Here is a 20,236-nt window from a genome sequence, read left to right on the forward strand (position 1 = left end):
GTGAATTCCTGGAATCAATGGGCCAACGCCCCTGACGGGGCGCTGGCAAAAGGTGAGTGATCGGGGATCAGATGTCGAACAGCAGGCGAGCCGGGTCTTCCAGCGCTTCCTTCATCGCCACCAGACCCAGCACGGCCTCGCGACCATCGATGATGCGGTGGTCGTAGGACATGGCCAGGTAGTTCATCGGGCGGATCACGATCTGACCGTTCTCCACCACGGCGCGGTCCTTGGTGGCGTGCACGCCCAGGATGGCCGACTGCGGCGGGTTGATGATGGGGGTGGACAGCATCGAGCCGAAGGTACCGCCGTTGGAGATGGAGAAGGTGCCGCCAGAGAGGTCGTCCAGACCGATCTTGCCGTCCTTGGCCTTCTGACCGAACTCGGCGATCTTCTTCTCGATGTCAGCAAAGCTGAGCTGATCGGCGTTGCGGATGATGGGCACCACCAGGCCGCGGGGCGAACCCACGGCGATGCCGATGTCGAAGTAGCCGTGATAGACGATGTCGTTGCCGTCAACCGAGGCGTTCAAGATGGGGAACTTCTTGAGCGCGTGCACGGCCGCCTTCACGAAGAAGCTCATGAAGCCCAGCTTCACGCCGTGCTCTTTCTCGAACTTCTCCTGGAACTTCTTGCGCATCTCCATCACCGGGGCCATGTTCACCTCGTTGAAGGTGGTCAGGATGGCGTTGGTGGCTTGCGATTGCAGCAGGCGCTCGGCCACGCGGGCACGCAGGCGGGTCATGGGCACGCGCTCTTCGGGGCGGTTGCCCAGATCCGGAGCGGCCACGCTGACCTGCGGCAGGGCCTTGGTCGGGGCGCCGGTGGGGATGGCCACAGGGGCAGCGGCCTTCGGTGCCGCCACGGCGGCGAGCACGTCACCCTTGGTCACGCGACCGTCTTTGCCGGTGCCGGCCACGGAACCCGCGGCCAGGTTGTTGTCGGCCATGAGCTTGGCGGCAGCAGGCATGGCCACGCCAGCCTTGCTGTTGGAGACTTCGGCCGCGGCGGCGGCAGGGGCCGGAGCAGCAGCAGGCGCCGGGGCGGCGGCGGGCGCGGCCGCAGCGGCACCAGCGACGGCGGCGGTGTCGATGCGGGCGATGGGCTGCTCGGCGGCCACGGTAGCGCCGTCGCCCTGCAGGATTTCCACCAGCACGCCGCCAGCGGGTGCGGGGCACTCCAGCACGACCTTGTCGGTCTCGATCTCGATCAGGATTTCGTCGGCGGTAACGGCTTCACCGACCTTCTTCTTCCACTGCAGCAGGGTGGCCTCGGCCACCGACTCGGAGAGCTGCGGGACTTTCACTTCAACGATTGCCATTTTCTTTTCCTGGTAGGTGCGTTCAGCGTCGCGGGCCACCGGGGGCGGCCTGGGCCGCCCCTGCGCTGTGGCACTCACGGGGTCTGGGAATTACTTGGTGAGGATGAAGCCCTTGAGCTTGGCGAAGGCCGCCTCGATCAGGTTCTTCTGCTGTTCCTGGTGCAGGTGGGCGTAACCCACGGCCGGCGAGGCCGAGGCGGCACGACCGGCGTAGCCCAGCTTCTGACCATCGAGCATGTTCTCGTGGATCTGATGCTGAATGAAGAACCAGGCACCCTGGTTCTGCGGCTCGTCCTGGCACCACACCACATCGGTGGCGTTGGGGAAACGCTTCATCTCGGCGCTGAACGCCTTGTGCGGGAACGGGTAGAGCTGCTCGACGCGGATGATGGCCACGTCGTCGGCACCCTTCTCTTCGCGCTTTTTCACCAGGTCGTAGTAGACCTTGCCCGAGCAGGCGATCACGCGCTTGACCTTGGCCGCGTTCTTCACCACGTTCTCGTTGAGTTCGCCGATGACGGTCTGGAAACCGCCCTTGGTGAACTCGGACAGCGGCGAGGTGGCGTCCTTGTTGCGCAGCAGCGACTTGGGCGTGAAGATGACCAGAGGCTTGCGCAGGTTGCGAACCATCTGGCGACGCAGCACGTGGAAGATCTGGCTGGCCGTGGTCGGCTGCACGATCTGCATGTTGGTGTCAGCGGCCAACTGCATGAAGCGCTCCACGCGCGCCGAGCTGTGCTCAGGGCCCTGCCCTTCGTAGCCGTGCGGCAGCATCATCACCAGGCCGTTCAGGCGGCCCCACTTCACCTCACCCGAGGCGATGAACTGGTCGATCACCACCTGGGCGCCGTTGGCGAAGTCACCGAACTGGGCTTCCCAGATCACCAGGCTGTTCGGGTCAGAGCCGGCGTAGCCGTACTCGAAGCCCAGCACCGCCTCTTCCGACAGGATGGAGTCGATCACCACGAACGGGGCCTGGTTCTCGGCCACGTTCTGCAGCGGGATATAGGTGCCCACGTCCCACTTCTCGCGGTTCTGGTCGTGGATGACGGCGTGGCGGTGCGTGAAGGTGCCACGGCCGCTGTCCTCGCCCGACAGGCGCACGGCATAACCGCTGGCCACCAGAGAGGCGAAGGCCATGTGCTCGCCCATGCCCCAGTCCACGTTGATCTCGCCACGGCCCATGGCCGCACGGTCGGCGTACACCTTCTTCACCAGCTGGTGCGGGTTCACCGACTCAGGGATGGTGGTGATCTTCTCGGCCAGGCGCTTCCACTCGGTCAGCGGAATGGCGGTCTCGGCGGCATCGGTCCACTTCTTGCCCACATAGGGCGCCCAGTCCACCGCGTACTGGCTCTTGAAGTTGGTCAGCACCGGGTCGATCGTGTGGCGGCCTTCGTCCAGCGCAGCGCGGTAGGCCTTGACCATGTCGTCGCCCAGCGTGGGGCCCAGGCCTTGCGCCGCCAGCTTGTCGGCATACAGCTTGCGGGTGCCAGGGTGCGCGCCGATCTTCTTGTACATCAGCGGCTGGGTCAGGCTGGGGGTGTCCTGCTCGTTGTGGCCCAGCTTGCGGAAGCAGATGATGTCCACCACCACGTCCTTGCGGAATTCCAGGCGGTATTCCAGGGCGAGCTGGGTGGCCAGCACCACGGCCTCGGGATCGTCACCGTTGACGTGCAGCACCGGCGCTTCCACGCCCTTGACGATGTCGGTGCAGTACAGGGTGGAACGCAGGTCGCGCGGATCGGAGGTGGTGAAGCCGATCTGGTTGTTGATGATGATGTGCACCGTGCCGCCGGTGGTGTAACCGCGGGTCTGGGCCAGCGCCAGTGTTTCCTGGTTGACACCCTGGCCGGCAAAAGCGGCATCGCCGTGCACCAGCACCGGCAACACCTGGCTGCCACGCACGTCACCACGGCGGTCCATGCGAGCACGCACCGAGCCCTCAACCACCGGGTTCACGATTTCCAGGTGCGAGGGGTTGAAAGCCAGGCTCAGGTGCACCGGGCCACCCGAGGTGGACACGTCGGAGCTGAAGCCCTGGTGGTACTTCACGTCACCAGCGGGCAGGTCTTCAGGGGCGGTGTGGTCGAACTCGGCGAACAGATCCTTGGGCATCTTGCCCAGGGTGTTGACCAGCACGTTCAGGCGACCGCGGTGGGCCATGCCGATCACGATTTCCTGAATGCCCTTGGCACCAGCCTGCTGGATCAGTTCGTCCATGGCCGCGATGAAGCTCTCGCCACCTTCCAGCGAGAAGCGCTTCTGGCCCACGTACTTGGTGTGCAGATAGCGCTCCAGGCCTTCGGCTGCCGTCAGGCGATCCAGGATGTGCTTCTTCTTGTCGGCAGTGAAGGCGGGCTTGCTGCGGATGCTTTCCAGCTTCTCCTGCCACCAGCGCTTTTGCGTCTGGTCGCTGATGTACATGTACTCGGCGCCGATGGTGCCGCAGTAGGTTTCGCGCAGCGCGTTGAGCAACTCGCGCAGCGGCATCGTTTCCTTGCCGAAGAAGGTGTTGCTCGTGTTGAACACCGTCTCCAGGTCAGCATCGGTGAAGCCATAGAACGACGGCTCAAGCTCGGGAATCGCGGGGCGCTCGGTGCGCTTCAGGGGGTCAAGGTCGGCCCAGCGCTGGCCAACGTTGCGGTAGGCGGCGATGAGCTGTTGGGTGGACACGCGCTTGCGGCCCAGATCGGAGTCGGCGCCAGAGGCCACGACCACCTGGGTACCGCCCTTCTTGGCGCGCTCGGCGAAGGCGTTGACCACCGGCAGGTGGGGCACATCGCGGGCGTCGGTGCCGTCGGCGGCAGGGACGTTTTGCAGGGCGTCAAAGTAGCTGCGCCAGTTGTCGGGCACGCTGCCCGGGTTCTGCAGGTAGTTCTCGTACATCTCTTCCACATAGGGCGCGTTGCCGCCGAAGAGATACGAGTTGCTGTTGTAGGCAACGTAGACGCTGCCCCCGTTGCTTTGGGAATCGCTCATGAATCCGCTGACCTCCGCTTCCCTGAAGGAAGCATTAGCTGGTTAAGAAACCTTCCGCGACACGGCTGAACCGGATGGCGGATGCGACAGTGACTGTGGAAGGGACTGGCTGCAAGCCCGGCATTGTGCCAGCTTGGGCAAAGCCCGTGGGAAATTAATTCACGAAGCGACGCGTGGCGAGAGCCGCTCGCTGGCCGGCACCGAGGTCGGCTCGTCCAGTTCGATGGCGATCTGCGTGCACACCGTGCGACACAGCGTCACGGCCTTCTCGCTCTGCACGCGATAGATGACCTGGGTGCCCTCTTTGCGCTTGGCCAACACCCCGGCGCGGTAGAGCAAGTTGAGGTGCTGCGAAAGATTGGGCTGGGTGGTGTCGATCTCTTGCAGCAACTGCGAGACCGACTTTTCCTGGTCGCACAAGGCGCTCAGGATGCGCAGCCGCATCGGGGTGGCCAGCACGCCAAACAACTCGGCGGCCAGCTCAAAAACCCGCACTTTTTCCACCTGCCCGTCGGCGCCGATCATTTTGTCCATGGTCCCCTCATGCTTAAGCGAATAAGCATGAATGATATCGACACCGTCACCCAAGGACGGGACAAATTCAGGACACCAGTTCGCGAATCTGTTGCAGGGCGGTCGGGTCGTCCATGGTGGTCAGGTCACCGGGGTCGCGCCCTTCACACACCGCCTGAATGGCGCGGCGCAGCAACTTGCCACTGCGCGTCTTGGGCAACACCGACACGAAGCGCACGTGCGCAGGCCGAGCCACTGCGCCCAATTGCTCGTCCACCACCTTCATGACCGCGCCCTCTAGCTTGAGCGCATCGGCCTCGCTAGCGGCCAGGGCCGGGTCCTTCAGCACCGCGAAGGCCACCGCCACCTGCCCCTTGAGCTGATCGGCCACGCCTACCACCGCCACCTCAGCCACCGCCGGGTGGCTGGAGATGCTCTCCTCAATCTCGCGCGTGCCCAGGCGGTGCCCCGCCACGTTGATCACGTCGTCGGTACGGCCCAGGATGAAGAAGTAGCCGTCCGCATCGCGCACCCCCCAGTCGAAGGTGCTGTACATGGTCCGGCCGTGTATGCTCGACCAGTAGGTCTTCACATAACGGGCGTCGTCACCCCAAACCGTCTGCAGGCAGCCGGGCGGCAGAGGCCCCTCCACCGCGATCACACCCTTCTTGTTGGGCTCGGTGATTTCCTCGCCGGTGGATTCATCGATCAGGCGCACGTCATAGCCATACACCGCCTTGCCGGGCGAGCCGAATTTGGTCGGCGCCGGCTCAATGCCATTGCACACGGCCATGATCGGCCAGCCCGTTTCGGTCTGCCAGTAGTTGTCGATGATGGGCTTCTGGATGGCGTTGGCGATCCACGTCGCCGTGGGCTCATCAAGCGGCTCACCCGCCAGAAACAAGGCCTTGAGGCTGGAGAGGTCGTACTTACTGAGGTAGGCCGGGTCTTGCTTCTTGAGCACGCGCGCGGCTGTGGGGGCCGAGAACATCACCGACACCTTGTACTTCTCGACCAAGCTCCACCAAATGCCGGCATCCGGCCGGGTGGGCAGACCCTCGTACATGATGGTGGCCATGCCATTAATCAGCGGCCCGTAGATGATGTAGCTGTGCCCCACCACCCATCCGATGTCGCTGGTGGAGAAGTAGGTTTCGCCGGGCTGCGCCATGTAGATGTGGCGCATGGACGCCGCCAAGGCCACGGCATAGCCGCCCGTGTCGCGCTGCACCCCTTTGGGCTTGCCGGTGGTGCCACTGGTGTACAGGATGTAGCTGGGGTGGGTGCTGTCCACCCACTCGCACGGCACCTGCGCGCCCAGGTGCTGCTGGCGCAGGCTGGCGTAGTCCACATCGCGGCCAGCCACGGGCGCCAAATCCGCGAGACCACGGTTGACCATCAGCACATGCTGGGGCTTGTGGACGGCCAGGGAAATGGCCTCGTCGAGCAGGTGCTTGTAGGGCACCACCTTGCCGCTTCGCATGCCAGCATCGGCGCTGATCACCAGCTTGGGCTGTGCGTCGTCGATGCGGCTGGCCAAGCTGTGGCTGGCAAAACCCCCGAACACCACCGAGTGAATGGCGCCGATCCGCGCGCACGCCAGCATGGCAAAGCATGCCTCAGCGATCATGGGCATGTAGATCAGCACGCGATCGCCTTTGCCCACGCCGAGGGAGCGCAGAATGGCCGCCATCCGCTGCACCTCGGCGTGCAGCTCGCGGTAGGAATACACCGTTTCGGTGTCTGTCTCGGTGGACACGAAGATCAAGGCATTCTGATCTGCCCGGTCCTTCAGGTGGCGGTCGACCGCGTTGTGACACAGGTTGGTCAGACCGCCTTCGAACCAGCGCGCAAAAGGCGCTTTGTCGTAGTTGCACACCCGGTCGAATGGCTTGTGCCAGTCCACCAACTGCGCTTGCTCGGCCCAGAACGCGTCTCGATCATCGATGGACCGGCGGTAAAAATCGGCGTACGTCGAGGGCAAAGCCATGCGTGTCTCCTGAGCTATCAACGGGTCAATTTAAAGTGAATTCATAATTATGGTGACCCGGCTTTCTTCTGGCTGACGCAGGCCCTCATGCAGGCCCGCCGCGCCCCGTCACTTGATCAAGGCCTGCACCTCACGGAAAGCCGGGTGATCGGCGCTGCGCATCCATTCAAAGGCCACCATTTCCGTGGTCACCAGCTCGGCCCCAGCACCAGCCAGGCGATCAAATGCCGCGTCGCGGTTGCGCTCGGTGCGCGACCCGCAGGCATCGGTCACCACCCAAACGTCAAACTCCTCTTCCAGCAGCTCAAGGGCGGTCTGCAACAGACACACATGCGCCTCACAACCCGCCACCACAATGGTGCCGCGCTCATTGATGGGGCTCACGGGTTTCTGCAGGTGCTTGGGCAGGCTGCGCGCGTTGCCCGCGGGCCGGGCCGGCGGCCGCAGCCAGTCGCCCAGGCCATCGGCCACAGCACTGAAATGCTGCTTCGCCAGGGTTTTTCGGCACAAATCGCGCAACTCGGGCGGGTTGCTGCCCAGCTTGTCAGGGCATTGTTCGGTGCCCCACACGGGCACTTGCATCAGCTTGGCAATGCGGGCCAAGCGCAGGGTATTGGCCAGAACGAAGGGCGCATCCGCGATGGCCGGCATGAGGCGGGACTGGTAGTCAACCAGGACCAACTGAGATTCGGAAACGTCGAGCAACATAGGCATTGGCGATGATGAACGCCGCATTGTCGCAGTGTCGCGTGCTGTCGGACACCCTTGGGCGCAGCCAGCGCTGAGAACCGCCCAAGGTCTACCACCCATCCGCTTCGACGGGCCTTCCAGCCAAGGAATGCAAAATCCCTCGAAAAATCAAGGTGTTGCACCGCTTTTCGGGCTTGACGAGGCATGCCTGCGCCGGTACCCTCCTCCCCTATGCGTTTGATTGCCCTCGTCCTGTCCCTGTCAGTCGCCCAAGCCATGGCTGCACCAGGCAACGGCAATCGCTTCGAAGACATGGACGCGCTGTTGGCAGAAAAAGGCCTCATGACCCGCTTGGGCGAGCAGGTGCAGCAGGCTCGCGACTCCATGAGCGAACAGGCATCCAGCCTCGTCATCAACGCCATGGCCTTCCTCGGCGTTCCCTACCGGTACGGCGGCAATTCCAGCGAAACCGGATTCGATTGCAGCGGCTTCGTGCGCGCTGTGTTTGAACAGTCGGTGGGCAAGGTGCTGCCACGCCGGTCCGACGAACAAGCCGCAGCCACGGAAGTGATCGATCGCAACGAACTCAAGCCCGGCGATCTGGTCTTCTTCAACACCATGCGGCGCGCCTTTAGCCACGTGGGCATTTACGTGGGAGATGGCAAGTTCATCCACTCCCCTCGAGCCGGCTCCCACGTTCGTGTGGAAGACATGCGCCAAAGCTACTGGCAAACGCGTTTTAATGGCGCCAGACGGGTGCCAATGAGCGCCGAAGCCAACAAGCCCTGACCCTCGCCGGCCACGCCCCCTCCCCAAAAAAGGACTCCATCGAGAGTCCTTTTTTGTTCGCGCAGCAAATACCCATCAACGCCGCTGAGGTGCCTGCCTTGTGCAGTCAAGACCGAACAACGGCAAACCAGGTGTGCACAGATAGCGCGCTCGACGCCCAAAAACAAAAAGCCCCGAAGGGCTTCTTGGCGCCCAATTCGATGGGCATTGTCTGGAGGCGCGATCCGGAGTCGAACCGGACTAACCGGATTTGCAATCCGGGGCATAACCGCTTTGCTATCGCGCCGCTGACCTGCGTAAAAAAGGGAAGCTTAGCTTCCCTTTTTTAACTTGATTGGAGCGGGAAACGAGGCTCGAACTCGCGACCTCAACCTTGGCAAGGTTGCGCTCTACCAACTGAGCTATTCCCGCGTTTTCTAACTGCACTGCAGTGTTCGTTAGAAGCTGAAATTATAGCGTAAAAATCGCGCCTCCCGCAAGGGCGCGCGATTTTTTAGTGCTTCACCGCATCGGCATCGGCCGGGACGGCTCGGGTCGCGGCTGCGGCCACCTGGGCCGCCACTTCCTCTTCCGTCAAGGCCACGGGCTGCCGCTCCAGCGCAATGGCGAGCACCTTGTCGATCCATTTCACCGGCACGATCTCCAAGCCCTGCTTGACGTTGTCGGGAATCTCCGCCAGGTCTTTCACGTTCTCTTCGGGGATGACCACCGTCTTGATGCCGCCACGCAGAGCAGCCAGCAGCTTCTCCTTCAGACCGCCAATGGCCGTCACCTCGCCACGCAAGGTGATTTCGCCCGTCATGGCCACATCGGCGCGCACCGGAATGCCGGTGAGGGCCGACACCAGCGCCGTTGTCATGGCGATGCCCGCACTCGGGCCATCCTTTGGCGTGGCGCCGTCAGGCACGTGGATGTGGATGTCACGCTTCTCGAACATCTCGTCCTTGATGCCCAGCACTCGCGAGCGGCTGCGCACAACCGTGCGAGCGGCCTCGACCGACTCTTTCATCACGTCACCCAGCGAGCCAGTGCGCGTGGTGGCACCCTTGCCCGGCATGGTGGCGACCTCAATGGTCAGCAAGTCGCCGCCCACCTCAGTCCAGGCCAGGCCCACGACCTGACCCACCTGGTTCTGCTGCTCGGCGCGGCCGTAGCTGTACTTGCGCACGCCCAGGAAATCGCTGAGGTTCTCAGCCGTCACCACCACGGTGGGCTCGTACTTTTTGAGCAGCAACCCCTTGACCACCTTGCGGCAGATCTTGGACAGCTCGCGCTCCAGCGAGCGCACGCCGGCTTCACGGGTGTAGTAGCGCACGATGTCACGCACAGCGTCTTCGCGCACGTCGAGTTCGCCGTCCTTGATGCCGTTGTTCTTGATCTGCTTGGGCAGCAGGTAACGCACGGCTATGTTGGTTTTCTCGTCTTCGGTGTAACCCGAGAGGCGAATCACCTCCATGCGGTCCAACAGGGCCGGCGGGATGTTCATGGAGTTGGAGGTCGCCACGAACATCACGTCGGACAGGTCGAAATCAACCTCCACGTAGTGGTCACCGAAGGTGTGGTTCTGCTCGGGATCCAGCACCTCCAGCAAGGCGCTGGAAGGGTCACCGCGGAAGTCGGTGCCGAGCTTGTCGATCTCGTCGAGCAGGAACAGCGGGTTGCGCGTGCCCACTTTGGACAGGCTTTGCAGCACCTTGCCTGGCATGGCGCCGATGTAGGTGCGGCGGTGCCCGCGAATCTCCGCTTCGTCGCGCATGCCGCCCAGGGCCATGCGCACGTACTTACGACCGGTGGCCTTGGCGATGGACTGCCCCAGCGAGGTCTTGCCCACGCCCGGTGGGCCCACCAGGCAGAGGATGGGGGCCTTTACCTTGTCTACCCGCTGTTGCACCGCGAGGTATTCCAGGATGCGGTCCTTGACCTTCTCCAGACCATAGTGGTCTTCGTTCAACACGCCCTCAGCGAAAGAAAGATCGTGCTTGATCTTGGTCTTCTTGCTCCAGGGCAGCGCCACGAGCGCGTCAATGTAGTTGCGCACCACCGTGGCCTCGGCCGACATGGGCGACATGAGCTTGAGCTTCTTGAGCTCGGCATCGGCCTTCTTGCGCGCATCGGCGGGCATCTTGGCCGCCTTGATCTTCTTCTCGATCTCTTCGATGTCGGCGCCCTCTTCGCCCTCGCCCAGTTCCTTCTGGATGGCCTTGACTTGCTCGTTGAGGTAGAAGTCGCGCTGGTTCTTTTCCATCTGGCGCTTCACGCGCCCGCGAATCTTCTTGTCGACATTGAGAATGTCCACCTCGCGCTCGAGCTGCTCGAAAAGGTTTTCCAGGCGCTTGGCGACGCTGTCCAGGTCGAGCACCACCTGCTTGGATTCCAGCTTGAGCGGGAGGTGGGCGGCGATGGTGTCGGCCAGGCGCCCCGCGTCGTCGATGCTGGAAATCGAGGTGAGGATCTCGGACGGGATCTTCTTGTTGAGCTTGACGTACTGGTCGAACTGCTGCATCACCGCGCGGCGCAGGGCTTCGAGCTCAATGGCCTGGGCCGCCTCGCGTTCTTGCGCGGGGTCAATCGGCGCCACGTGCGCGATGAAGTGGCTCTCGCCCTCGCGGATGCTCAGCACCTTGGCGCGCTGCCCGCCCTCCACCAGCACCTTCACGGTGCCATCGGGCAGTTTCAGCATCTGCAGGATGGTGGCCACGCAGCCCATCTCGAACATGTCGTCGGTGGAGGGCTCGTCTTTGGCGGCGGCCTTCTGGGCCACGAGCATGATCCGGCGCTCGGCCTCCATGGCAGATTCCAGGGCCTTGATGCTCTTGGGACGCCCCACGAAAAGGGGAATCACCATGTGCGGGAACACGACCACGTCACGCAGGGGCAACAGCGGCAGGTCCACCGGGGTGCTGGGCAGGGGAGTTTGTCCGGACATGATCAACCTCGTGAAAACGGACAGATGGGGCGGACGCGCGAGACTTCAAGCTCGCGCGCCGTGGGGTTGAGGTTTCGCCGAAATGCCAAGGCCTCAGGCCTGTTTGGCCGCTTCGCGGTAAACCAGCAACGGTGGCTTGTTTTCGTCGATGGTGGTTTCGTCCACCACCACCTTCTCCACGTTCGTCATGCCGGGCAGTTCGAACATGGTGTCGATCAGGGCGTTTTCCAGAATGGAGCGCAAACCGCGAGCACCGGTTTTGCGCGCCAATGCCTTGCGTGCAATGGCCTTGAGCGCCGCCGGACGCACCTCAAGCTCGGCACCTTCCATCGACAGCAGGCGGGCAAACTGCTTCACCACCGCGTTCTTGGGCTCGGTGAGGATTTGCACCAGCGCGTCTTCGGTGAGCTCGGCCAGGCTGGCGATCACCGGCAGGCGGCCCACCAGTTCGGGAATGAGGCCGAACTTGATGAGGTCTTCGGGCTCGATCTCGCGGAAGGCCTCGGTCAGCGAGCGCTGCTTCTTGCTCTTGACCACCGCGCCGAAGCCCATGCCGGACGCCTCGGTGCGGTTCTCGATGATCTTTTCCAGACCGGCGAATGCGCCGCCGCAGATGAACAGGATGTTGGTGGTGTCGACCTGCAGGAAATCTTGGTTGGGGTGCTTGCGCCCGCCCTGCGGCGGCACGCTGGCCATGGTGCCTTCGACGAGCTTGAGCAAGGCCTGCTGCACGCCCTCGCCCGACACGTCACGGGTGATGGAGGGGTTGTCGGACTTGCGGGTGATCTTGTCGATCTCGTCGATGTAGACGATGCCCTGCTGGGCGCGCTCAACGTCGTAATTGCAGCTCTGCAGCAGCTTGGCGATGATGTTCTCGACGTCTTCGCCCACGTAACCCGCCTCGGTGAGGGTGGTGGCGTCCGCCATGACGAAAGGCACGTTGAGCATGCGGGCCATGGTCTGGGCCAGCAAGGTCTTGCCCGAACCCGTGGGGCCGATGAGCAGGATGTTGCTCTTGGCCAGTTCCACGTCGTCCTTGCGAGCGGCCTGCTTGTGGCGCAGGCGCTTGTAATGGTTGTAGACGGCCACGGCCAGGGCGCGCTTGGCGGCTTCCTGGCCGATCACGTAATGGTCAAGGTTGGACTTGAGCTGCGCGGGGGTGGGCAGGTCATCGGCGGACGGCTTGGCAGCGTCCAGACCGGGCAGCTCGTCCCGGATGATGTCGTTGCACAGGTCGATGCACTCGTCGCAGATGAACACCGACGGGCCGGCGATCAGCTTCTTGACCTCGTGCTGGCTCTTGCCACAAAACGAGCAGTAGAGCGCTTTTTCACTGGAGGCAGCTTTTTTGTCGGCCATGGGAGAGAAGAACGTAAACGGATGACGGCAATGATAGTTCAGGGCCCAGGGCCGGAAACGGAAGAAAAACACCGACGCCGGTGCAGTCTTCCGCCTTCGGCCCGGGGCCCTGCCCGGGGAAAAGGCCTGAATCAGGCGGCGGCGCCGCGCTTGTCGATGACTTTGTCGATCAGGCCATATTCGGCCGATTCGGCGGCACTCAGGTAGTAATCGCGCTCGGTGTCGCGCTCGATCTTTTCCAGCGGCTGGCCAGTGCGCTCGGCCAGGATCTTGTTGAGCTGCTCGCGGGTCTTGAGGATCTCGCGGGCGTGGATCTCGATTTCGGTGGCCTGGCCCTGGGTGCCGCCCAGCGGCTGGTGGATCATGACCTTGCTGTTGGGCAGCGCGAAACGCTTGCCCTTGGCGCCAGCAGCCAGCAGGAAGGCGCCCATGCTGGCGGCCATGCCGATGCACAGGGTCGACACGTCGGGCTTGATGAAGTTCATGGTGTCGAAGATCGCCATGCCGGCGCTCACCGACCCGCCGGGCGAGTTGATGTAGAAGGAAATGTCCTTGTCGGGGTTTTCGCTTTCCAGGAACAGCAGCTGGGCCACCACGAGGTTGGCCGACTGGTCGTTGACCGGCCCCACCAGAAAGACCACGCGCTCCTTGAGCAGACGGGAGTAAATGTCGTAGGCGCGCTCGCCCCGGCCCGACTGCTCGATGACCATGGGCACCATGCCCAGGCCCTGAATGTCCATTGCGCTCATGCGTTTCTCCATCGATTGATGTATTGCCACGGGGCTACTGTAACCAACGGCCCGGGGCCCTCCGCACATGGGGGGCAAAGCGGCAAAAAAAAGGGCGGATCGCTCCGCCCTGTGTCACGGGTTGCCCGGGGCAACCGCGCGGGATCAGGCCTGGGCCATCAGTTCGTCGAAGGCCAGGGCCTTGTCGGTGATCTTGGCCTTGGACAGCACGAACTCGGCCACGTTGTTCTCCACCACGATGGCCTCGACTTCGGCCATGCGGCGGTTGTCGCCCTGGTACCAGCGCACCACGTCGGCGGGCTTCTCGTAGGAAGCGGCCAGTTCGTCGATGTGGGCCTTGATTTGCTCGGGCTTGGCGTACAGCTCGTTGGCGCGCACCAGCTCGGCCACGATCAGGCCCAGGCGCACACGGCGCTCGGCTTGCGGGCGGAACAGCTCTTCGGGGATGGGGGCCTTGTCGGCGTCTTTCACGCCGCGCTGCTTCAGGTCGGCGCGAGCGCCTTCGACCATGCGGTCGAGTTCGGCTTGCACCACCGACTTGGGCAGGTCGAGTTCGGCCGCTGCGATCAGGGCGTCCATCACGGCGGCCTTGTTGCGGGCCTGCAGACGGAACTTCACTTCGCGCTCGAGGTTCTTGCGGATGTCGGCGCGCAGGCCTTCCACGGTGCCCTCAGTGATGCCCAGGGACTTGGCGAAATCGGCGTTGATCTCGGGCAGGTTGGCGGCTTCGATCTTGTTGACGGTGACCAGGAAGTCAGCGGTCTTGCCGGCCACGTCCTTGCCGTGGTAGTCGGCCGGGAAGGCCAGCGGGAAGGTCTTGCTCTCGCCCGACTTCATGCCGCGCACGGCGTCTTCGAATTCCTTGAGCATCTGGCCATCGCCGACGATGAACTGGAAGCCTTCGGCCTTGCCGCCCTCGAAGGGCTCGCCGTCGATCTTGCCTTCGAAGTTGATGGTGACGCGGTCACCGTCTTGAGCGGCCTGGTCTTGGGCGCGCTGGGCGAAGGTGCGGCGCTGCTTGCGCAGGATTTCCACGGTGCGGTCGATGGCGGCTTCGTCCACCTCGGCCGAGACCTTTTCCACCTCGGCGGTGGTCAGATCGTTGATCTTGACTTCGGGGTACACCTCGAACACGGCGTCGAAGGCCAGCTGGCCCTCAGGAGCGCCTTCCTTCTCGGTGATCTTGGGTTGGCCGGCCACGCGCAGCTTGGCTTCGTTGGCGGCCACGGCGAAGGCTTCGCCGACCTTGTCGTTCATGACTTCGTAGTGCACCGAGTAGCCGTAGCGCTGGGCCACCACGTTCATCGGCACCTTGCCAGGACGGAAACCGTCCATCTTGACGCCACGGGCCAGGCGCTTGAGGCGGTTGCTCACCTCGGTCTGGATCACGTCGGCCGGAAGCGTCAGCGTGATCTTGCGCTCCAGCTTCTCCAGGGTTTCAACGGTCACGGTCATGGTTTTCTCCAAATGGGAAAAGGTCGGCCCGCAGACCGACCCGGGGAATCTGTTCGCATGTGATGTGGTGCGCGGGGGGGGACTCGAACCCCCACACCATTGCTGGCGTCAGGACCTAAACCTGGTGCGTCTACCAATTTCGCCACCCGCGCGCCGGTTTGTGCTGTTCCGACCGTGGCGCGCTTTGTGTCAAACAGAGCACGCCACGGGGCCGGTGGCCCACCTCACGGCAACCCAAGATTGTAGCCGCAGGGCGGGCACCGCCAGGGGGCATCAGGCGCTGGCCCGATGCGTTGCGGGAAGGCGCCGTCCTTGCGACCACCACACCAGGGCCACCAGCAGCAGCGCCGGCAGGTAGAACCAGTGCGGCGTGGGCCGATCGGTGGGCACCTTGATGGCGCTCACGTCCCAGCCTTGTTCGAAGCCCGACTTGGCAGCGGCGGTGCCGAACTTGATGGCACCGATCTGCACCGTGTCGCCCAGGGGCACCAGTTGCAGGCCGGCGTCCATCAGGCGCTTACGGCCATCGGGGCCGGCCTCGCCCAGTTGCAAGGCGACGGTCTTGGTGACGTCGTCGCCCTCGATGGTGGTGCCTTTGATGACCATCACCACGCGGTCATTCGATGGTCGATCTCGCGCCACGTCGAACACCTGGGCGGCCGGCACGTCGCGGTACTCGGGGTGGAGGCGGTCCATGAAGAAGTCGGGGCGGAACAGCAGCACCACGGCAACGGCCAGTGCCAGGGCCTCCCACCAGCGGTTCTTCACGCGGAACCAGTTCATCGTGACCGCCGCAAACACCAGCGTGGCCAATGTGCAGGCCAACACCACGCGGATGAGTTCGCCCGTGGTGTGCACGTTGATGAGCAGCAGTTGCGGGTTGAAGATCCAGATGAAGGGCAGGATCACGGTGCGCAGCGCGTACACAGAACCCTGGATGCCGGTCTTGATGGAGTCTTCGCCCGAAATCGCCGCCGCCGCGAAGGTGGCCAGGCCCACGGGCGGCGTGATGTCGCCCATGATTCCGTAATAAAAGACGAACAGGTGCACAGCGATCAGCGGGATGATGAGACCGCTTTGCGCGCCCAGTTCCACCACCACGGGCGCCATGAGCGTGGCCACCAGCACGTAGTTGGCGGTGGTGGGCACGCCCAGGCCCAGCACCAGGCAGACGAAGGCAATGAACAGCAGCATGGCCATCACGTTGCCCTGGGCCACGAACTCCACGAACTCGGTCATGCGCAAGCCCAGGCCGGTGAGCGTGATGGCGCCCACGATGATGCCGGCGGTGGCGGTGGCCACACCGATGCCGATCATGTTGCGCGAGCCGTCGTTGAAGCCGTCCACCACCGAGCGCAGGCCCGAGGTCCAGGCGCCTTCGCTGCGCTGGCCACGGAACATCTCGATCAGCGGGCGCTGGGTGGCCATGAGCACCACCAGCACCACCACGGCCCAGAAGGCCGAGAGCGCGGGCGACATTTCCTCAACCATCAGGCACCAGATCAGCACGCCGATGGGCATGAGGTAGTGCAGGCCGGCTCGCACGGTGGGCCAGGTCTGCAGCGGCTTGGGGTTGTCCACGTCGATGTCGTCGGGCAGGTCGGGGCTGCGCGCGGCCTGGAAGATGGAGAACAGGTACAGGCCCACCACCACGGCAGCGGTGGCGTACGGCGCGGCGGCGCCCAGCACGGCGTCAATGCCCTGCAGCAGGTAGTACAGGGCGCACACCACCGCGATGCTGCCGGCGATGCCGATCAGGTTGCGCATGATGCGCACGCGCCAGGGCTTGGGCTCGGCGTTCACGATGGGGTTCATGCCCAGCTTGAGCGCCTCCAGGTGCACGATGTAGAGCAGCCCGATGTAGGACAGTGTGGCGGGCAGGAAGGCGTGCTTGACGATGTCGGAATACGGGATGCCCACGTACTCCACCATCAGGAAGGCGGCCGCGCCCATCACGGGCGGCATGATCTGGCCGTTGACCGAGCTCATGGTCTCGATGGCACCGGCCTTCACGCCGCCGTAGCCGGCCTTCTTCATCAGGGGGATGGTGAAGATGCCGCCGGACACCACGTTGGAGACGGACGAGCCAGAGATCATGCCGTTCAACGCGGACGACACCACCGCCACCTTGGCCGGGCCGCCGCGCAGGTGGCCCAGGGCCGCGAAGCTGACCTGCATCATGTAGTTGCCGCCACCGGCGCGGTCCAGCAAGGCGCCGAACAGCACGTAGACGAAGATGGTGCCGGCCGACACGCCCAGGGCAATGCCGTACACGCCTTCGGTGGTGAGCCACATGTGCGAGAGCAGGCGGTTGACCGAAGCGCCTTTGTGCGCCAGCACCTCGGGCAGCCAGGGCCCGAGCAGGCAGTAGGCCAGGAAGATGGTGGCCAGCGCGGCCATGGGCCAGCCCACGGCACGGCGGGTGGCCTCGAGCAGCAGCACCAGGCCAGCGAAGGCCACGGCGATGTCGACGGTATTGGGTTGGCCGGGCCGGGTGGCCAGCTCGGCGTAGAACAACATGATGTAGGCGCCGGCGAAGGCCGCCAGCAGGGCCAGCACCCAGTCGGCCACGGGCACGTAGCGGCGCGGCGAGCCTTTGAACGCGGGCCAGGCCAGGAAGGCCAGGAACAGCGCAAAAGCGAGGTGAATGGCGCGGGCCTCGGTGTCGTTGAGGATGCCAAAGCCCAGTTCAAAGGGCAGCGGCGAGGCGTACCAGAACTGGAACAGGGCCCACAACAGGGAGGCGGCGAAGACGATGCCCGCGGTCAGGCCAGTGGGCTTGCGCCCGCCGGTGTCGCTGTCGGCCACGAGTTGCTGCAGCGCCTCGGGGGCTTTTTCGATGTCGGTGCTCATGGGAGTACTCCTCTGGTTGAGCGAAGGGGGAAAGGCGTGAACGGAGCGCTAAAAAAAATGGCGAAGAAGTCTTCGCCACGCTCAGACCGGAAGGCCCCGAGGGGCCTGCCCGATCACTTGATCCAGCCTTTTTCCTTGTAGTAGCGGGCCGCGCCTTCGTGCAGCGGGGCGCTCAGGCCGTCTTTCACCATGTTCTCGGGCTGCAGGTTGGCCAGGGCCGGGTGCAGCTTCTTGAACTCATCGAAGTTGTCGAACACCGCTTTCACCACGGCGTACACCGTGTCGGCCGGCACCTTGGTGGAGGACACCACGGTGGCCATCACGCCATAGGTGGTGGTGGGTTGCGGGTTGTTGGGGTACAGGCCACCAGGCAGCGTGACCTTGGCGTAGTACGGCTTTTCCTTCACCAGCTTGTCCACGGCCGGGCCGGTGAGCGAGACCAGCTTGGCGCCGCAGGAGGTGGTGGGGTCTTGGATGTTGGCGCTGGGGTGGCCCACGGCGTAGAAGAAGCCGTCGATCTTGCCGTCGCACAGGGCCGGGCCGTGCTCGTCGGCCTTCAGCTCGGAGGCCAGCGAGAAGTCGCTGACCTTCCAGCCCATGGTGGCCAGCAGCTCGTCCACGGACGAGCGGGTGCCCGAACCGGGGTTGCCCACGTTGAAGCGCTTGCCCTTGAAGTCTTCAAACTTGGTGATGTTGGCTTCCTTGCGGGCCACCACGGTGAAGGGCTCGGGGTGCACGGCAAAAACGGCGCGCAGGTCGGGATAGGCACCTGCGTCCTTGAACTGGCCCACGCCCTTGGTGGCGTTGAACTGCACGTCGGACTGGGTGAAACCCATGTCGAGTTCGCCTGCCTTGATGGTGTTCACGTTAAAGACCGAACCGCCGGTGGATTCCACCGAGCAGCGGATGCCGTGCTTGGCGCGGTCTTTGTTGACCAGGCGGCAGATGGCGCCGCCCGCGGCGTAATACACGCCCGTGACGCCACCGGTGCCGATGGTGATGAACTTTTGCTGGGCATGCACCGGGGTCACCGGTGCCATCAGGGCCGCGGCGGCGGCCAGGGCGCTCAAACCGACATGGATTTTTTTCATGCTGGGGGTCTCCTGCAGGGTTCTGCTTGGGTTGGGAAATTCGGGCGCCCGATCAGGGCCGGCCACGAGGGGGCGAATGCTAATCGAAGTACACCATGCACAGGGCACCAATCGTCCCGGGTTTAACCCGGGCTTGAAAGGGCCATCTCAAGCCGGTGCCTTCACCTCGGCCAGCGTGGCATGCAAGGCGCGTTCCAGGCGCTGCACGATTTGCTCGATGTCTTCGGGGGTGCTGATGAACGGGGGGGCCAAGAGCACGTGGTCGCCGCAGCGGCCGTCCACCGTGCCGCCCATGGGGTAGACCATCAGGCCTTCGCGCATGGCGGCGGCCTTCAGGCGGGTGTGCAGCTTCAGGGCCGGGTCAAACCACTGCTTGGAATCGCGATCGGCCACGAACTCCATGCCCCAGAACAGGCCACGGCCGCGGATGTCGCCCACGTTCGGGTGCACGCCAAAGGTGCGCTGCAAGGCGGCTTGCAGTTGGGCGCCACGCTCACGCACCTGGGCCAGCAGGCCGTCGCGCTGAATCACGCGCTGCACGGCCAGCGCCGCGGCACAGGCCACGGCGTGCCCCAGGTAGGTGTGGCCATGCTGGAACAGGCCACTGCCCTGTCGGAAGGCCTCCACGACGCGGCCTTGCGCCAGCACCGCGCCAATGGGCTGGTAACCGCCACCCAGGCCCTTGGCAATGGTGAGCAGGTCGGGCACCACGCCGTCTTGTTCGCAGGCGTGCAGGGTGCCGGTGCGGCCCATGCCGCACATCACCTCGTCGAGGATGAGCAGGATGCCGTGGCGGTCGCACAGCTCGCGCACGCCGCGGAAGTAACCCGGCACCGGGGTGAGCACGCCGGCCGTGGCGCCACCCACGGTTTCGGCCACGAAGGCCATCACGTTCTGTGGGCCGAGCTGCTCGATGGCTTGTTCCAGTTCGTGCACCAGGCGCTGGCCATATTGCTCGGGGGTCTCGTCGGCGCGGCGGTCGCGGTATTCGTAGCAGGGCGACACATGGGTCACGTCGATCAGCAGGGGCTTGAACTGCTCGCGCCGCCATTCGTTGCCGCCCACGGCCAGCGCGCCCAGGGTGTTGCCGTGGTAGCTCTGCCGGCGGGCAATGAAATGGCGCCGCTGCGGCTGGCCAATTTCCACAAAGTACTGGCGCGCCATCTTCAGCGCGGCCTCCACCGCCTCGGAGCCGCCGCTCACAAAGTACACGTGGCTCATGCCCTGGGGCGCGGTCTCGATGAGCAGGTCGGCCAGCTCTTCGGCCACCTGGGTGGTGAAGAAGCTGGTGTGCGCGTAGGCCAGTTGGTCGATCTGGCGGTGCATGGCGGCCACCACGTCGGGGTGGCCATGGCCCAGGCAAGACACGGCCGCGCCGCCCGAGGCGTCGATGTACGTCTTGCCCTGCGCATCGGTGAGGGTGACGCCCTGCCCGCTCACGGCAACGGGCAAGGCATGGCGCAACTGGCGGTGGAACACATGGGAGGGGGGCGTGGTCATGGCAACAAGACGGGGCAA

13 protein-coding genes and 3 tRNA genes are annotated in these 20,236 nt (G+C 64.3%); 1 reads left to right on the forward strand and 15 read right to left on the reverse strand.

What is annotated here, in order from left to right; all coding sequences use genetic code 11:
* Positions 1-67: 67 nt before the first annotated feature.
* The 5 genes from odhB to ACE3RQ_RS09000 all read right to left on the reverse strand — a co-directional run bounded on the left by odhB (position 68) and on the right by ACE3RQ_RS09000 (position 7,514).
* Positions 68-1,321, reverse strand: coding sequence for a 2-oxoglutarate dehydrogenase complex dihydrolipoyllysine-residue succinyltransferase (odhB, locus tag ACE3RQ_RS08980; protein ID WP_374521629.1), 1,254 nt, complete (start codon positions 1,319-1,321; stop codon positions 68-70).
* 90 nt (positions 1,322-1,411) lie between these two features.
* Complete coding sequence (locus ACE3RQ_RS08985; RefSeq protein WP_374521630.1) at positions 1,412-4,303, reverse strand: 2-oxoglutarate dehydrogenase E1 component; 2,892 nt, start codon at positions 4,301-4,303, stop codon at positions 1,412-1,414.
* Positions 4,304-4,462: 159 nt separating this feature from the next.
* Positions 4,463-4,837: an ArsR/SmtB family transcription factor gene (locus tag ACE3RQ_RS08990; protein WP_374521631.1), complete on the reverse strand. Its 375-nt coding sequence runs from the start codon at positions 4,835-4,837 to the stop codon at positions 4,463-4,465.
* Positions 4,838-4,904: 67 nt separating this feature from the next.
* The gene (locus tag ACE3RQ_RS08995) at positions 4,905-6,806 is read right to left on the reverse strand and encodes a propionate--CoA ligase (protein WP_374521632.1); all 1,902 of its coding nucleotides are present in this window, start codon (positions 6,804-6,806) and stop codon (positions 4,905-4,907) included.
* Positions 6,807-6,914: 108 nt separating this feature from the next.
* Entirely contained in the window at positions 6,915-7,514 is a 600-nt protein-coding gene (locus ACE3RQ_RS09000; RefSeq protein ID WP_374521633.1) for an isochorismatase family protein, read from the reverse strand.
* Positions 7,515-7,727: 213 nt separating this feature from the next.
* On the opposite strand from ACE3RQ_RS09000, the gene ACE3RQ_RS09005 reads away from it, so the two are divergent.
* Positions 7,728-8,285: a C40 family peptidase gene (locus ACE3RQ_RS09005; RefSeq protein ID WP_374521634.1), complete on the forward strand. Its 558-nt coding sequence runs from the start codon at positions 7,728-7,730 to the stop codon at positions 8,283-8,285.
* Between the two features lie 212 nt (positions 8,286-8,497).
* Here ACE3RQ_RS09005 and ACE3RQ_RS09010 read toward each other — a convergent pair.
* The 10 genes from ACE3RQ_RS09010 to ACE3RQ_RS09055 all read right to left on the reverse strand — a co-directional run bounded on the left by ACE3RQ_RS09010 (position 8,498) and on the right by ACE3RQ_RS09055 (position 20,218).
* Positions 8,498-8,571, reverse strand: a tRNA-Cys gene (locus ACE3RQ_RS09010).
* A 49-nt stretch (positions 8,572-8,620) separates the two neighbouring features.
* Positions 8,621-8,696, reverse strand: a tRNA-Gly gene (locus ACE3RQ_RS09015).
* 82 nt (positions 8,697-8,778) lie between these two features.
* Positions 8,779-11,211: an endopeptidase La gene (gene lon, locus ACE3RQ_RS09020; protein ID WP_374521635.1), complete on the reverse strand. Its 2,433-nt coding sequence runs from the start codon at positions 11,209-11,211 to the stop codon at positions 8,779-8,781.
* Positions 11,212-11,304: 93 nt separating this feature from the next.
* Entirely contained in the window at positions 11,305-12,570 is a 1,266-nt protein-coding gene (clpX, locus tag ACE3RQ_RS09025) for an ATP-dependent Clp protease ATP-binding subunit ClpX (protein ID WP_374521636.1), read from the reverse strand.
* 131 nt (positions 12,571-12,701) lie between these two features.
* A complete protein-coding gene (gene clpP / locus ACE3RQ_RS09030) occupies positions 12,702-13,319 on the reverse strand; it encodes an ATP-dependent Clp endopeptidase proteolytic subunit ClpP (RefSeq protein ID WP_374521637.1) in 618 nt (205 codons plus the stop codon).
* 144 nt (positions 13,320-13,463) lie between these two features.
* Positions 13,464-14,774 carry a trigger factor gene (tig, locus tag ACE3RQ_RS09035; protein ID WP_374521638.1) on the reverse strand — a complete coding sequence of 437 codons (1,311 nt, stop codon included), beginning with the start codon at positions 14,772-14,774 and terminating at the stop codon, positions 13,464-13,466.
* Positions 14,775-14,839: 65 nt separating this feature from the next.
* A tRNA-Leu gene (locus ACE3RQ_RS09040) sits at positions 14,840-14,926 on the reverse strand.
* A gap of 121 nt (positions 14,927-15,047) precedes the next feature.
* Positions 15,048-17,627 (reverse strand): TRAP transporter permease, encoded by a 2,580-nt coding sequence (locus tag ACE3RQ_RS09045; protein ID WP_374521639.1) that lies wholly within the window; start codon positions 17,625-17,627, stop codon positions 15,048-15,050.
* Between the two features lie 113 nt (positions 17,628-17,740).
* Positions 17,741-18,718 carry a TAXI family TRAP transporter solute-binding subunit gene (locus ACE3RQ_RS09050; RefSeq protein ID WP_374521640.1) on the reverse strand — a complete coding sequence of 326 codons (978 nt, stop codon included), beginning with the start codon at positions 18,716-18,718 and terminating at the stop codon, positions 17,741-17,743.
* A 147-nt stretch (positions 18,719-18,865) separates the two neighbouring features.
* Entirely contained in the window at positions 18,866-20,218 is a 1,353-nt protein-coding gene (locus ACE3RQ_RS09055; RefSeq protein ID WP_374521641.1) for an aspartate aminotransferase family protein, read from the reverse strand.
* Positions 20,219-20,236: the final 18 nt, after the last annotated feature.

The organism is Hydrogenophaga sp. (assembly GCF_041913525.1).
In the GTDB taxonomy this organism is placed as follows: domain Bacteria; phylum Pseudomonadota; class Gammaproteobacteria; order Burkholderiales; family Burkholderiaceae_C; genus Hydrogenophaga.

Excerpts from the sequence above, each read along its gene's own strand:
- ACE3RQ_RS08990 (WP_374521631.1), bottom strand. The coding sequence starts at position 4,837 with ATGGACAAAATGATCGGCGCCGACGGGCAGGTGGAAAAAGTGCGGGTT.
- ACE3RQ_RS08995 (WP_374521632.1), bottom strand. The coding sequence starts at position 6,806 with ATGGCTTTGCCCTCGACGTACGCCGATTTTTACCGCCGGTCCATCGAT.
- ACE3RQ_RS09045 (WP_374521639.1), bottom strand. The coding sequence starts at position 17,627 with ATGAGCACCGACATCGAAAAAGCCCCCGAGGCGCTGCAGCAACTCGTG.
- lon (WP_374521635.1), bottom strand. The coding sequence starts at position 11,211 with ATGTCCGGACAAACTCCCCTGCCCAGCACCCCGGTGGACCTGCCGCTG.
- ACE3RQ_RS09000 (WP_374521633.1), bottom strand. The coding sequence starts at position 7,514 with ATGTTGCTCGACGTTTCCGAATCTCAGTTGGTCCTGGTTGACTACCAG.
- clpP (WP_374521637.1), bottom strand. The coding sequence starts at position 13,319 with ATGAGCGCAATGGACATTCAGGGCCTGGGCATGGTGCCCATGGTCATC.
- tig (WP_374521638.1), bottom strand. The coding sequence starts at position 14,774 with ATGACCGTGACCGTTGAAACCCTGGAGAAGCTGGAGCGCAAGATCACG.
- ACE3RQ_RS09055 (WP_374521641.1), bottom strand. The coding sequence starts at position 20,218 with ATGACCACGCCCCCCTCCCATGTGTTCCACCGCCAGTTGCGCCATGCC.
- ACE3RQ_RS08985 (WP_374521630.1), bottom strand. The coding sequence starts at position 4,303 with ATGAGCGATTCCCAAAGCAACGGGGGCAGCGTCTACGTTGCCTACAAC.
- ACE3RQ_RS09005 (WP_374521634.1), top strand. The coding sequence starts at position 7,728 with ATGCGTTTGATTGCCCTCGTCCTGTCCCTGTCAGTCGCCCAAGCCATG.
- clpX (WP_374521636.1), bottom strand. The coding sequence starts at position 12,570 with ATGGCCGACAAAAAAGCTGCCTCCAGTGAAAAAGCGCTCTACTGCTCG.
- ACE3RQ_RS09050 (WP_374521640.1), bottom strand. The coding sequence starts at position 18,718 with ATGAAAAAAATCCATGTCGGTTTGAGCGCCCTGGCCGCCGCCGCGGCC.
- odhB (WP_374521629.1), bottom strand. The coding sequence starts at position 1,321 with ATGGCAATCGTTGAAGTGAAAGTCCCGCAGCTCTCCGAGTCGGTGGCC.